The 14,070-nt window shown below is 65.6% G+C and carries 12 protein-coding genes; 3 read left to right on the top strand and 9 right to left on the bottom strand.

Annotated elements, in window-relative coordinates; genetic code table 11:
* Window positions 1–769: 769 nt before the first annotated feature.
* From N415_RS15815 to N415_RS15830, 4 genes are all read right to left on the bottom strand, one after another.
* Window positions 770–1,996, bottom strand: a complete 1,227-nt coding sequence (locus tag N415_RS15815; RefSeq protein WP_068183582.1) for an Nramp family divalent metal transporter — start codon at window positions 1,994–1,996, stop codon at window positions 770–772.
* A gap of 90 nt (window positions 1,997–2,086) precedes the next feature.
* A complete protein-coding gene (locus N415_RS15820) occupies window positions 2,087–2,800 on the bottom strand; it encodes an SDR family oxidoreductase (protein ID WP_068183586.1) in 714 nt (237 codons plus the stop codon).
* Between the two features lie 77 nt (window positions 2,801–2,877).
* Window positions 2,878–3,954 carry a diacylglycerol kinase gene (locus N415_RS15825; protein ID WP_068183589.1) on the bottom strand — a complete coding sequence of 359 codons (1,077 nt, stop codon included), beginning with the start codon at window positions 3,952–3,954 and terminating at the stop codon, window positions 2,878–2,880.
* A 124-nt stretch (window positions 3,955–4,078) separates the two neighbouring features.
* Window positions 4,079–4,870 (bottom strand): SDR family oxidoreductase, encoded by a 792-nt coding sequence (locus N415_RS15830; protein WP_068183592.1) that lies wholly within the window; start codon window positions 4,868–4,870, stop codon window positions 4,079–4,081.
* A 280-nt stretch (window positions 4,871–5,150) separates the two neighbouring features.
* Between N415_RS15830 and pstS the strand changes: the two genes are divergently transcribed.
* The 3 genes from pstS to pstA all read left to right on the top strand — a co-directional run bounded on the left by pstS (window position 5,151) and on the right by pstA (window position 8,255).
* Window positions 5,151–6,275 carry a phosphate ABC transporter substrate-binding protein PstS gene (pstS, locus tag N415_RS15835; RefSeq protein WP_068183593.1) on the top strand — a complete coding sequence of 375 codons (1,125 nt, stop codon included), beginning with the start codon at window positions 5,151–5,153 and terminating at the stop codon, window positions 6,273–6,275.
* 11 nt (window positions 6,276–6,286) lie between these two features.
* On the top strand, window positions 6,287–7,279 hold the full coding sequence (gene pstC / locus N415_RS15840) for a phosphate ABC transporter permease subunit PstC (protein ID WP_068183596.1): 993 nt from the start codon (window positions 6,287–6,289) through the stop codon (window positions 7,277–7,279).
* 73 nt (window positions 7,280–7,352) lie between these two features.
* A complete protein-coding gene (gene pstA / locus N415_RS15845; protein ID WP_068183599.1) occupies window positions 7,353–8,255 on the top strand; it encodes a phosphate ABC transporter permease PstA in 903 nt (300 codons plus the stop codon).
* Between the two features lie 13 nt (window positions 8,256–8,268).
* Here pstA and N415_RS15850 read toward each other — a convergent pair whose 3' ends face one another.
* The 5 genes from N415_RS15850 to N415_RS15870 all read right to left on the bottom strand — a co-directional run bounded on the left by N415_RS15850 (window position 8,269) and on the right by N415_RS15870 (window position 14,067).
* On the bottom strand, window positions 8,269–9,177 hold the full coding sequence (locus N415_RS15850) for a Ku protein (RefSeq protein WP_068183602.1): 909 nt from the start codon (window positions 9,175–9,177) through the stop codon (window positions 8,269–8,271).
* Window positions 9,178–9,249: 72 nt separating this feature from the next.
* Window positions 9,250–10,158 (bottom strand): carbohydrate kinase, encoded by a 909-nt coding sequence (locus tag N415_RS15855; protein ID WP_068183606.1) that lies wholly within the window; start codon window positions 10,156–10,158, stop codon window positions 9,250–9,252.
* Window positions 10,155–11,567 (bottom strand): mannitol dehydrogenase family protein, encoded by a 1,413-nt coding sequence (locus N415_RS15860; protein WP_068183610.1) that lies wholly within the window; start codon window positions 11,565–11,567, stop codon window positions 10,155–10,157. Before N415_RS15860 ends, N415_RS15855 begins: the two co-directional genes overlap by 4 nt.
* A 119-nt stretch (window positions 11,568–11,686) precedes the next feature.
* Window positions 11,687–12,544 carry an HAD family phosphatase gene (locus N415_RS15865; protein WP_068183614.1) on the bottom strand — a complete coding sequence of 286 codons (858 nt, stop codon included), beginning with the start codon at window positions 12,542–12,544 and terminating at the stop codon, window positions 11,687–11,689.
* Window positions 12,541–14,067 carry a mannitol dehydrogenase family protein gene (locus N415_RS15870; protein ID WP_068183657.1) on the bottom strand — a complete coding sequence of 509 codons (1,527 nt, stop codon included), beginning with the start codon at window positions 14,065–14,067 and terminating at the stop codon, window positions 12,541–12,543. Before N415_RS15870 ends, N415_RS15865 begins: the two co-directional genes overlap by 4 nt.
* Window positions 14,068–14,070 lie beyond the last annotated feature (3 nt).

The following is a 14,070-nucleotide window of genomic DNA, read 5'->3' on the forward strand; positions in this document are numbered from 1 at the left end:
CAGCGGGCTCGACGCCCAAGCCCAGGCCTCGGTGACGTCGTCGGCGCGTGGCGCGAGGGCGGTTCGATCCATGTCGTTCCAGGTGCTCATGAGGCGCTTCCTTCGGTGCGGGTCGCGACCCGGGTTGGGCCGCCGTCATGGGTAGGAGCACGGACCCGGCGTGAGTCGGACACTTTTTTGAAGACTTTTTCGGCGCCGCGGCGGCCAGGATCAGAGTCGCCGACGCCGCTTGCCAGGTCTTGGTGAAGTTCTTGCGATTTTCTTGCGATCGATCGACACCGACGAGGCTACGAATTTTCACAAATCCGCGTGTGAGCAACCGCGCAGGCAATACGCTTCCACCGGCGCGTCGGGATCGTCACGATCTGAGATGTCTGCAATCAGGGAGGTTCGGGCGGATGTTGTCCCGGATAACTTTCATCGCGGCGGTCATCGCCTTGGTCGGCGTCGGATTCGCGTCACCGGCTTACTCGTCACCTGGCGGCGGCTGCTACACCGCCGCATCGGGGGATTGTGTGCCGTATCCCCAAAAGGGCGGCTCGCAGCCGCCTAATGCCACTGCCCAATGTGCCGATGGAAGCTGGTCGTTCAGCGAGCATCCCCACTCGAGTGGAACCTGCCACGGGCATGGCGGCGTGCAGCGGTATTTGTAGAGCTTCGTTTGTCGAGATCGACGTTAGCGCGAAGAACTGCGACGAGTGATCTGCACGCCAGCGTCAATCTGAGTCTCCGAAAACTCCAATAACCCAGTGACGGAACGGAATTCTCGCTAACCCGCCACGGTCAGATAGATCAGCACGACGTTGAGCACGCTGACCATCACCGCGACCGCCCAGCCGATGACCGTCGTGACGGGATGGTTCGCATCGGTACCCATCAGCTCGCGGTTGCTGGTCAGCCTGACCAGCGGAAGCACCGCGAACGGGATGCCGAAGGACAGCACGACCTGCGATATGACCAGCGCGCGGGTCGGATCCCAGCCGAGCGCCAAAATCGCGATCGCGGGGCACAGCGTCACCAGCCGGCGCACCAGCATGGGCACGGACAAGTGCAGCAACCCCTGCATGATCATTGCGCCGGCGTAGGCACCCACCGACGACGACGCCAGGCCGGACGCGAGCAGTCCGATCGCGAACAGCACCGCGATCGTCTGCCCCAGGGTGTTGTGAATCGCGGTGTAGGCGCCGTCGATGGTCGCGCTTTCCTGGTGGCCCTGCAGGTTGATCGCGGCGACGAGCAGCATCGCCGCGTTGACCATGCCGGCGACGGCCATGGCCAACACGACGTCGAAGCGCGTGACGCGCAACAGCCAGCGCCGGTCGTGGCCGGCCTCGGGATGCCCGTGCCGGTCCAGCACGAGGCCCGAATGCAGATACACCGCGTGCGGCATCACGGTGGCGCCGAGGATGGCCGCGGCGAGCAATACGCTTTCGGCGCCGTGGAATCGGGGGAGCAATCCCGACACCACGGCCTCGGACGGTGGCGTGGCGACGAAGAAGCTCGCCGCGAAGCCGATGGCGATGACGAGCAGCAGCCCCGTGATGACGCGTTCGAAGAGGAGCTGGCCGCGGCGGTCGCGGATCGCCAGCAGCAGCATCGAGACCACCCCGGTGATGACCCCGCCGACCGGCAGCGGCAGGCCGAACAGGATCCGCAGCGCGATCGCCCCGCCGATGACTTCGGCGACATCGGTTGCGACGGCAACGATTTCGGCCTGCGCCCAAAACGTCAGTCGCAGCGGACGGCCCATCCCCTTGCCGATCGCCGCGGGCAGCGACCGTCCGGTCACCAACCCGAGTTTCGCGGACAGGTACTGCACCAGGCCGGCCGTCACGTTGGCGGCGACGATGACCCATAGCAGCAGGTAGCCGTACTGCGAGCCGGCGCTGACGTTGGCCGCGACGTTTCCCGGATCGACGTAGGCGATCGCGGCGACGAACGCGGGGCCGAGCAGATACCAGCTCGTTTTGAGCGAGGCCCCGGTGCCCTGCGCCAAGCGTATCGACCTCGATCCACGTTCTCGAATAAAAAAGTTAGGTTAACCGAATACTGCGACGGACCGTTTGGCTACCCGCTCCGCGGTGGATCATGCCGCCCCGATGCTGCCGCCCCCGTCCACCCGGACGATCTGACCCGTCATGTACCCGGCGTCCTCATGCAGCAACATCGCGATCACGTGGGCGATCTCGGTAGGCGTACCGACGCGCTGCATCGGTATGGCGGCGAGAAGACGACCCTCGACTTCTGATCCGGCGGGACTGCGTCGGCGGAACATCTCTGTTTCGATGGGGCCGGGCGATACCGCGTTGACGGTAATCCCGGTCCCGGCCAGCTCGCCCGCCCAGATGCGGGTGCACGTTTCCAGCGCGGCCTTCGAGGCGGCGTAGGGCGTCCGTTCCGCGACGCCGAGGGTCGTCAGGCTGGTGACGTTGACTATGCGGCCCCATTCGGAGGCGATCATGCCCGGCAGAACGGCCTGCACCACCTGCACCGCGGTGCGCACATTCATGTCGTAGGTGGTGAAGAGATCGTCGAGGTCGATCGAGCCGATGCGGCCCCACCGGGAGAAGCCGACGTTGTTGACCACCGCGTCGACGACGCCGTCGGCGACGATCGCGTCGAGGGTCTGCGCGGTCGCGGCCCGGTCGGCAAGGTCGACCTCGTGGAATTGCCCGGGGAAGTCCGACGGCGCGCTGCGGGCGAGCCCGATCACCTCGTACCCATTGCCGGCGAGGCGATCGACGACCGCGCGGCCGATGCCCTTGGACGCTCCGCTCACGAGAACACGCCGTTTCGTCATGCTTTTCCCTTTCGTGCCACCCCTGAGAACCATTCGGGGCAACGCCGAAACGGCGGCGCTTCATGCCGTGCTTTAGATCACCCCGGGACGTAGAGGCCGCGGCCCGAGATCAGGGGCAGGTCAAGGGTCGTCACGATGCCGGGCGGGGCGGCCACCACGGCGGGAATCGCGTTCACGACCCGCATCGCGGTGGCCACCAGGCCGGCGTGGTTGTGATCGCCGAGGCGGCTGCTCAAGCAGATGTCCATCGCGTACGACGGCTCGCCGGTGATCTCGATGCGGTAGGAGCCGCCTTCCTGCGCGGGCTGCGGCCAGTCGGGACGCAGGTCCTCGCGCAACCGCGTGACGTGTTCGAGGACGACGACGGGGTCGCCGTTGACCATTCCGAACACCTCGAACCGCAGCCCGGCGGCCGTGCCCTTCGCAATGTGCCCCGAGGCGATATCGAAGTCCTCGGGCGCGGGCTCGCGGACGTATTCCTCGGCGACGCTGTCGAGCTTGATGCCCAGTCCGGCAGCCAATTGCCGCACCACTGACCCCCACGCCAAGCTCAGCACGCCGGTCTGCAGCAGCATCGGGATCTCGTCGAGGGGCTTGCCGAATCCCATCACGTCGAACATGACGGCCGCGCTGTCGTAGGTGGCGTAGTCGACAATCTCCATGCACCGGATCTGCTGGATGCTCTGGCAGGTGCCGGCCAATGCCAGTGGCAGCAGGTCGTTGGCGAAGCCGGGGTCGATGCCGTTGACGTACAGGCTCGAATTGCCTTCGCGCGCGGCATCTTCCAACGGCGAGATGAGCTCTTCGGGTATCACTTCCCAGGGGTACTGGAGAAAGACCGGGCCGCTGCCGACGACGTTGATTCCGGCGGCGAGGACTCGGCGGTAGTCCTCCAAAGCCTCGGGCAGGCGATTGTCGGCCAGGGCGTTGTAGACCGCGCACTGCGGACCGGTGGCGAGTACGGCGTCCAGGTCGGTGGTGGCCAGCACTCCGGTCGAATCCTCAAGTCCGGCAAGCTCCGCCGCATCCTTGCCGGCCTTGGCGTCTGACGACACCCAAACCCCGGTGAGTTCGAACTCGGGATTTGTGATCAACGCCTTGAGCGCGTGGACGCCGACGTTGCCGGTGCCCAACTGAACGACGGGTATGGCCATGGCGGGCTCCTTAGCGGTAGGGGTAACACCGCGAGCAGACGCAAAAGCGCCCGACACGCCGTGCGTAAGGGGACTTTTGCTGGGGGTACCTCCCGCTTGCGGGGGACTGCTCGCGCCTCATGGTTTACAGGTCCGGGACGGGGATGTCGAGGTTGGGGAAGGTGAGGCCACCGTCGACCTCGAGCGTCTTGCCGGTGAGGAAGCTGCCGGCCGGGGACGCCAAATAGACTGCGGCGGCGGCGATGTCGACGGGATCGCCGAGGCGGCGCATGGGTGTGACCTTCTCCATCGGTGCGCGCAGCTCGTCGTTGGAGGCCACCACGTCCAGCGCCGACGTCAGGATCGATCCGGGGGCGATGGCGTTGACCCGGATGCGCGGGCACAGGTCCAGCGCGGCCAGCCGGGTGTAGTGGGACAGCGCGGCCTTGGCGGTGCCGTAGGCGGCGAAACCGCGCCCGGCCAGCCTGCCCATAGTGGAGGTGATGTTGATGATGCTGCCGCCGCCGGAGTGCTCCAGCATCAACGGCACCGCGGCGATGGTGAGCGCGTGCGCGGTGGCGACGTTGAAGGTGAACGCCTCCTTGAGGTCCTTGGTGGAGGTGGTCAGCAGGGTGTTGGGCATGGTCCCGCCAACGTTGTTGACGACGATGTCTAGTTTCCCGAACACCTCGACGGCCTGGTCGGCGAGCTCCGCGGTCGACTCGGGATGGGCCAGGTCGGCGGCGACGGCGTGGGCGCGACGGCCGGTGGCGCGGACCTGTTCGGCGACGGCATCTAATTGAGATTGGGTGCGCGAGGCGATGAGCACATCGGCGCCTGCCTCGGCGAAAGCCACCGCGATGGCCGCACCGAGGCCGCGCCCGCCACCCGTGATGACGGCGACTTTGTCGTCCAGACGGAACCTGTCAAGGATCATTACGGCCTCTCTATTCGAGTTGTCCGGCGACACGGTAACAAACCTCGCCGACGCAGATCACGGCATTTCTGAAACAGGTTCTAGTTTGTCATACCGGCGCGGCGATGTAACTCCCCGACCGGCCCCAATTGCGCTCCGGACCGTCGCCCGACGCCCGCCGGACAGAATTCTCCGAACGTTAACCTTGTTACTGTTAGCTACTTGGCTGCGACAGATACCTGGTTGCCGGGCCGCAGCCTCAGGCGGCGGCGATGTTTCATCCCTACTGTTAGGAAGAGAATTGAAACTGAACCGATTTGGCGCCGCCGTGAGTGTGCTGGCTAGCGCCGCTTTGGTGTTATCCGGGTGTGGCAGCGAGAACAACAACTCGAGCGGAGCAAGCGGTAGCAGTGCGACGTCCGGCGGATCCGCGGGCAAGGTGAGCTGCGGTGGGAAGAAGACGCTGAAGGCCAGCGGGTCGACGGCCCAGGCCAACGCGATGACGCGGTTCGTCAACGCGTTCGAACAAGCGTGCCCCGGTCAGACGTTGAACTACACCGCCAATGGCTCCGGTGCCGGAATCAGCGAATTCAACGGCAATCAAACCGATTTCGGTGGGTCGGACTCGCCGCTGGCTCAAAACGAGTACGCCGCGGCCCAGCAGCGCTGCGGCTCGCCGGCGTGGAACCTGCCGGTGGTGTTCGGCCCGATCGCGATCACCTACAACGTCAAGGGCGTGACCTCGCTGAACCTCGACGGTCCGACGGCGGCGAAGATCTTCAACGGCGCCATCACCACATGGAACGACCCGGCGGTCCAGGCGCTCAACAACGGAACCGCCCTGCCGGCCGAGCCGATTCACGTGGTGTTCCGCAACGACCAGTCCGGGACCACGGACAACTTCCAGAAGTACCTCGATGCCGCGTCCAACGGCGCGTGGGGCAAGGGCGCCGGAAAGACGTTCAACGGCGGTGTCGGTGAGGGAGCCAAGGGCAACGACGGCACCTCGGCAGCCATCAAGGCCACCGAGGGATCGATCACCTACAACGAGTGGTCGTTCGCCAAGGCCCAGAACCTGAACATGGCCAAGATTGTCACCGCCCCCGGCAGCGACGCCGTCGCCATCAGCGCCGACTCGGTCGGCAAGACGATCTCCGGCGCCACCGTCAAGGGCGAGGGCAATGACCTGGTGCTCGACACCAACTCGTTCTACAAGCCGACGCAGGCCGGCTCCTACCCGATCGTGCTGGCGACGTACGAGATCGTTTGCTCGAAGTATCCCGATTCACAGGTCGGCACGGCCGTGAAGGCTTTCCTGCAGAGCACTATCGGCGCGGGCCAAAATGGCTTGGCGGACAACGGATACATCCCCATTCCGGACTCGTTCAAGTCGAAACTGTCGACTGCGGTCAACGCAATCGCGTGATTCGGAATGTCATGACGCGCGGAGCAGTGGCCGGTCCGACGACCAGAACTCAGCCTGCGCTGAAGGCGACCGATCCGCATAAGGTGCAGCGGGGCGACCAACTGTTCAAGTTGGTCGCCGCCGCGGCCGGTTCGACGATTGTGATCGCGATCGTGCTGATCGCGATATTCCTGTTGATCCGCGCCGTGCCCTCGCTGCGTGCGAACCATGCGAACTTCTTCACCAGCGCGCAATTCAATACCACCAGCGCAGAACATTTGGCGTTCGGTATCCGCGACTTGTTCATGGTCACGGTGCTGAGCTCGGTGAGCTCGCTGGTGGTGGCCGTGCCGGTGGCGGTCGGGATCGCGATATTCCTCACCCAATACGCGCCGAAACGGTTCGCGCGACCGTTCGGTGCGATGGTTGATCTGCTGGCCGCGGTGCCGTCGATCATCTTCGGGTTGTGGGGCATCTTTGTGTTGGCGCCCAAACTCGAGCCGATCGCGGAATTTCTGAACCGCAACCTGGGCTGGTTGTTTTTGTTCAAGCAGGGCAACGTCTCGCTGGCCGGCGGCGGCACCATCTTCACCTCCGCGATCGTGCTGTCGGTGATGATCCTCCCGATCATCACCTCGGTATCGCGGGAGGTGTTCCGGCAGACCCCGCCCATTCAGATGGAGGCGGCGCAGGCGCTGGGCGCCACCAAGTGGGAGGTGGTGCGGATGACCGTGCTGCCGTACGGCCGCAGCGGCGTGATCGCGGCGTCAATGCTCGGGCTGGGCCGCGCGTTGGGGGAAACCGTTGCGGTGCTGATCATCCTGCGGTCGGCCGCCCGCCCGGGCAACTGGTCGCTGTTCGACGGTGGTTACACGTTTGCTTCTAAGATCGCTTCCGCGGCAGCGGAATTCAGCGAACCGCTGCCCACCGGGGCTTACATAGCCGCCGGGTTCGCGCTGTTCGTCCTCACGTTCGTCGTCAACGCGCTCGCGCGCGCGGTCGCGGGTGGGAAGGTCAACGGGTGAGTCGCGCCGGCGACAAACTAGTCGGGAGCGATGAGGTGGGGGCACCTCCCGCTCGCGGGGGAGAGCGGCGCGCATGAGTATCGACGCGCTCGACCTGCCGGTCAAACCGGATGTGTTCAGCCCGCTGAGCCTGCGGCGGCGGATCACCAACAATGCCGCGACCACATTTTTCGTCGCCTCGTTCATCGTGGCCCTGGTACCCCTCGTCTGGGTGCTCGGAGTCGTGCTCACACGAGGGTGGTATGCCGTCACCCGCTCGGGCTGGTGGACCCACTCGCTGCGCGGTGTGCTGCCCGAGGAATTCGCCGGCGGTGTGTATCACGCGCTGTACGGAACGCTGGTGCAGGCCGGTGTGGCCGCCGTGTTGTCCGTGCCGCTCGGCATGATGACGGCGGTGTTCCTGGTGGAATACGGGTCCGGCCGGTTGGTGCGGCTCACGACCTTCATGGTCGACGTGCTGGCCGGGGTGCCCTCGATCGTGGCGGCGCTGTTCGTCTTCAGCCTCTGGATCGCCACCCTAGGTTTCCAGCAGAGCGCCTTTGCCGTGTCGTTGGCATTGGTCCTGTTGATGCTGCCGGTGGTGGTGCGGTCCACCGAGGAGATGCTCCGGCTGGTGCCCGACGACCTGCGAGAAGCCAGCTACGCGCTGGGGGTTCCCAAGTGGAAGACCATCGTGCGGATCGTCATCCCGATCGCGATGCCGGGCATTGTCTCGGGCATCTTGCTGTCGGTCGCGCGCGTCATCGGGGAAACCGCCCCGGTGCTGGTGCTGGTCGGCTACAGCCGGTCCATCAACTTCGACATGTTCCACGGCAACATGGCCTCGCTGCCGCTGTTGATCTACACCGAACTCACCAACCCCGAACACGCCGGCTTCCTGAGGATCTGGGGTGCGGCATTGAGCCTGATCATCATCGTCGCGGTGATCAACCTGCTGGCTGCCGGGTTCCGCTTCATGTCGATGCGGCGGCGCTGACCACCCGGCGCGGTCAGGACTTTGACGCGGCCTTCTTGGCGGGCGCCTTCTTGGCGGCCGTCTTCTTGGCCGGCGCCTTCTTCGCGGGCGCTTTCTTCGCCGCGGCCTTCTTGGCGGGCGCCTTACCGTTGCCGGAGCGTGCCTTGACGCTGGCCTCCAGCTTGGCCAGCAGGTCCGAGACGTCCTCGGTCTCGTCCAGTTCCTTGGGCTGCTCCTCGGCGGTAAACGCCTCGCCGCCTTCGAGTTTCGCCTCGATCAGTTCCTGCAGCTGCTCCTGGTAGGTGTCGTGGTAGCGGTCGGGGTTGAAGTCCTCGGCCATCGACTCCACCACCTGCCCGGCCATCTTGAGTTCGGCGGGCTTGATGTCGACCTTCTTGTCCAGCACGGGGAAGTCGGGGTCGCGGATCTCGTCTGGCCACAACAACGTGTGCACCACCATCACGTCGCGCTTGCCGAAGTCCTTGACGCGCAACGCCGCCAGTCTCGTCTTGTTGCGCAGCGTGAAGTGGACGATCGCCATCCGATCGGTCTCGGCGAGCGTCTTGGCAAGCAGCACATATGATTTGGATGACTTCGAATCCGGCTCGAGGAAGTAGCTGCGGTCGAACAGCATCGGGTCGACGTCGCTGGCGGGGACGAACTCGAGCACCTCGATCTCGCGGCTGCGTTCCTCGGGCAGGGTGGCGATGTCGTCGTCGGTGATGATCACCGATTGCCCGTCGGGCGACTCGAAGGCCCGGGCGATGTCACGGTATTCGACGACCTCGCCGTCTTTCTCGCAGATGCGTTGGTAGCGGATGCGGCCGTTGTCCTTGGCGTGCACCTGATGGAACTTGATGTCGTGGTCCTCGGTGGCGCTGTACACCTTGACCGGGACGTTCACCAGTCCGAACGCAATCGAACCCTTCCAGATTGAACGCATGTAAGTCAGTATGCCCACACCGCCCCCAGCAAAACAGCGCAGCACGCCCGCATCGCGGACTTTCGGGTACAGCTAATTCCGTGGAGGGGCCCGCAGGCTGTCTCGGTCGGGCAGGTCGGCCCCGGCGCGGCCGACGGTCCACGCCGACGCCAGGCACGCCGACTGCAGCGCCTCCGTCAGCGCGTCGAGCCCGATCCGGGCCAGGGCGGCCCGCCGGGCGGCGCCCAACAAACCCATGCCCCAGAGCGCGTCCAGCAGGCCGACCATGAACGCGTCGCCCGCGCCGACGGTGTCCACCACCTCGACCTGCCGGGCGGGCACCCGGACCTCGCCGGCCGGGCACAATGCCACGGCGCCCCGATCGCCCATCGTCACGACGACGATCGCCGGTCCCGACGCGAGCCACGCTCGGGCCGTCGACTCCGGGTCGCGATCGGGATCGATCCAGGTCAGGTCCTCGTCACTGGCCTTGACGATGTCGCTGCGCTCGACGAAGCGGGCGATGCGGTCGCGGGCGAGATCCCGGTCGGCGATGAGCGACGGGCGCACGTTGGGGTCGAAGCTGACGGTGGCCGACACCCGATAGGTGTCGAGCAGCGCCGCGACCGCCAGGCACCCCGGCTCGCGTACGGCGGCGATCGATCCCGTGTGCACCAACAGGGGCGGCGCGACCTCGGGTGTGCCGGAAAGCTGCCATTCCAGGTCGAAGGTGTAGGTCACCGACCCGTCATCTCCGATCGTCGCGACCGAGGTTGGTGTCCGAGTAGCGGAGGCACTTCCCGGAACAAGTTGTGCGCCTGACGATTTGACGTAATCAACGATGCGCTGGCCGTGCGGGTCGTCGCCGATGTAAGTCAAGAAGTCGACGTCGCGACCAAGCCTCGCCAGTCCGGCGGCGACGTTGAGCGGGCTGCCACCAAGATGCTCGTCACCGTCGATGATGTCGACCAGCGCCTCGCCGATCACCAGCCCGCGGGTCATCGCGCCAACGCCTCGAGCGTCGCCCGAGCCCCCTTGCGGTGCAAAGAATCCAGGGCCCAGCGGTACGCCTCGACAAACCGCGGTTGGTGGGCCAGATCGCAGAACAGCGCGGTGACCTCAATGAACCCGGTGGGATTGTGGTGCTGCGACCGGGCGATCGGGACGAGCGAGTCCGCCAGCTGATCCACCACCTCGTACGGCTTGCCCGACTCGTCGACACCCTCGGCGTAGCGAGCCCAACTGGCCACCGCCGCGGCCGCCAGCTGAACCGGCCCGCCGCTGGCCAGGTTGTCGCAGATGACGGGAAACAGCCATTTCGGGATGCGGTCCGACGAATAGGCGCACAGCCGCGCAACGGTGTCGCGGACGGCGGGGTTGGCGAACCGCTCCACCAGCGTGCGGCCGTACGCATGAAGGTCAATGCCCGGCACGGGCGGCAGCGTGGGGATGGCCTCGGTGTCGAAGTAGGAGAGCAGGAATCGGGCGAAGAGCGGATCACTCGCCGCCTCGTGAACGAACTTGAATCCGCTCAGATGGGCGAAGTAGGCCAGGCACTGATGCCCCGCGTTGAGCAACCGCAACTTCATCAGCTCGTACGGGCGCACATCGTCGACCATCAGCACCCCCGCCCGCTCCAGCGGCGGGCGACCATCGGCAAAGTCGTCTTCGATCACCCAAGCGGTGAACGGCTCGGCCACCACCGGCCACCGGTCGTTGACGCCGAAGTCACGCCGCACTTCCGCGGCCATCTCCAAAGTCGTTGCCGGAGTGATGCGGTCGACCATCGAGCTCGGGAACCGGGCGTGTTCCGCGACCCATTGGGCCAAGCCGGGATCCAAGCGCTCGGCACTGGCGAGCACCGTACGCTTGGCTACCTCACCGTTGCTCTCGATGTTGTCGCAGGAGACGATCGTCGGCGCCGGGATTCCTTGACCGCGTCGCCTGGCGAGCGCCTTGGTGATCAACGCGAACGCCGGCCCGTCGGGATCGCGGTATCCGCCTTCGGTGATGGTCAGCGAAATGATCCGGGTGGATGCCGCAGCCAGCACCCCCAACGCCGCTTCCGGATCGTCCGGGGCGTAACGGTAGTCGACGATCGAGCCGATCACCTGCGCGTCCCGAGTGCCGTCGGGATGATCCAAGATCAGCGTGTACAGCCCGTCCTGATCGTTGAGGACGTCGCGCATGGTCCAGTCGGAGGGCATCACCCCGACGCCGCAGATGCCCCAGTCGTATGCCAGGCCCTGCTGGAGCAGCAGGTTGATGTACGCGGCCTGATGCGCCCGGTGGAAATGCCCGGCTCCGATATGCGCGATACCGACGGTCACGCTTTCGCGGTCATAGTTCGGCGCCTCGATCGGCACTTTGGACAGCGACGCATTATTCAGATCGATCGGGCTAGCCACCATCGGCCAACTCCTCCCCGGGCCGCTGCCCGATCGCTACCGGGCCCGCGACACCTATCGACGGTACGACGACGGCGGGCCGCAGCCCAGCCGCTTCGACCAGTCGAGGACCAGTCACAGCCCTACGTGCGGGGGGAACCTACGGTCGGCACGGCTGACAACAGCAGGACATCGGCGAGGGCACGCCACGAATCGGTTATCGCGACTGCACCGGCATCAATCAATTCTGCACGGCGGCAATCCCATTCGTCAGGTGGCACGAACATGAGGTTACCGACGGTGGCGTACCCGGCTGCGACCGCGGAAGTCACGCCGGCCACGGAGTCTTCGATGGCCAGCCCTTGTTCCGCTGCGACACCGAGTACCTCGCCGCAATGCAGATAAACCGCCGGGTCCGGTTTGCTCGTCGGCACCGCAAGAGAATCCTCCGCGCTGAACGTCACAGACTCCGGCATCAGCGTGTCGAGGCCGGTGGCGGTGAAGCAGGCACGCAGGCGCTTGGTGGCGCTGGAGCTGACCGCCGCCAGTGCGTAGTGGCTCGCGAGCTCGTGCAACGGTTCCAGCACCTGGGGATCGGATGTCAGGGTGACAGCCAGGTGAGCGGTGACCCGTTCGCGCTCTTCGTGCACCCACTGTTCGAGTTCGTCGGCGGACAACGCGTTGCCGCTCGCCAAATCGCGCGCCGAAGCGACCACCGCTTCGGGGCGGCCCTCGGCCAACACCTGATCGAGCGGCACGGCGCACTGCACCGCCAGGTCGAGAGCCATGGCACGAAAGTTTTTCCCGACCGCCCGCTTACGCAATTCGTCACAGCTGAACGGAGCGGCCACCCCGAACCTTGCCAGGAAACGATTCGTCACCTCGGTCGAGGCCTCGAACGCCGGTCTCTCCGAGCCGAACAGGTTGTCGTCGGCGTCACAGAGCAAGGTGGTGATCGGCGCCGGATCGAATGGGCGCACAAAGGTCAGCCCGCCGTTCATCGCGACACCAACTCCCGCTCGTCGTCGCGCATCGCATCCCGCAGCGTGGCCACCACACCGCGCTCGTCGATCTCCGTAATCATGTCGCCCAGCCGCTCCGCAAACCCCGGAACCGTGCGCAGTTCGGCGAACATCTCATGCCCCAGTAGCGGTTCGGGGTTGTTCCGTGCCATGTTGGCCAACCTGGCCACCGGTATCGCCTGCGAGTCTTCGAGGCGTAACTTGCGCCCCCTGAGGTCGTGGCCGCGCATATAGCGGGCCCATCCGGCAACGGCCAACATCAGCAGGGTGTGCGGCCTGCCCCGTGCGATCGCGTCCTGCAGGGAGGGCAGCAGAAACGACGCTATCTTGCTCGTTCCCCGTCGAGCGAGCCGCGACAATTGATCGCTCATTCGGGGGTTGCTGAGCCGATCGAGCACCGTGCCTCGGTACGCGGGCGTGTTCATCCCGGGGACTGCGGGCAACAGTGGCTGAATCTCGTCGCCCAATAGCCTCTCTACATAGTCGAAGATGACGCGGTCCCGCATCGCTTGGTCGGTGCGCTGGTATCCGGCGAGTGTGGCCAAACATGCGAGCGCGATATGGCTTCCGTTGAGCAGACGTGTCTTGATCAGCTTGTGGTCGCGGACGTCGGTCACGAATTCGGCACCCACCAGGTCGAGCGGTGGGCGCCCATTGCTGAAGGAGTCCTCGATCACCCATTGGGAATGGGGTTCGGTCACGACGGGCCATTTGTCGGCGACGCCGAAAGTCTGCTCGACGAACTTGCGCTCCGACTTCGAGGTTTGAGGGGTGATGCGATCGACCATGGTCGAGGGGAACGCGACATGCGTGTCGATCCACCGGGCAAGCCGGGGGTCCTTCAAGGCCGCGAACGATACCAGCGCGGTCCTCGCCGGCTGCGTGTCGGCGGGAATGTTGTCGCAGCAGAGCACGGTGAACGGCGTGACGCCTGCGCGGCGGCGGCGGTCGAGCGCTTCGGCCAGATATCCCCACGCGGTGGCATAGCCGTCGGCGGCGACGAGATCGGCGCGCACGTCGGGGTGGTCCGCGTCGAATTCGTCGGTGACGGGGTTGAGGAAGTATCCGTTGCAGGTGATCGTCAGGCTGACGATGCGGGTTTCGGGGTCTGACAGTGCGGCGCCGACCGCTGCGCGCTCGTTCGGTGCGTAATGAAGGGAACCGATCGACCCGACGACACGAGCGGTTTGGCGGTCATGGCCGCGCTGTACCACGGTGTACAGCCCATCCTGGGCCGACAGCAAGTCTTTGACGTCGGGGGAATGGAGACTGATGCCGGCTACCCCCCAACGATCCGAAATGCCGGAGCGGGCAAGGTCATCGAAGTAGACGGCCTGATGTGCGCGGTGGAAGTTGCCCGCCCCGATGTGAACGACGGCACGCTGAAGGGCCGACCTGTCGTAGGTGGGCACGTCAATTCGTTGCGAATGCAATTGCAGTGTGGCGTCGCTCAGCGGGACGCCGCCTCTTGGACGGCAGTGGGAGGCGATGGCATCAAACACCGT

Origin of the sequence: Mycobacterium sp. UM_CSW, from assembly GCF_000455205.1 — a bacterium.
GTDB lineage: Bacteria > Actinomycetota > Actinomycetes > Mycobacteriales > Mycobacteriaceae > Mycobacterium.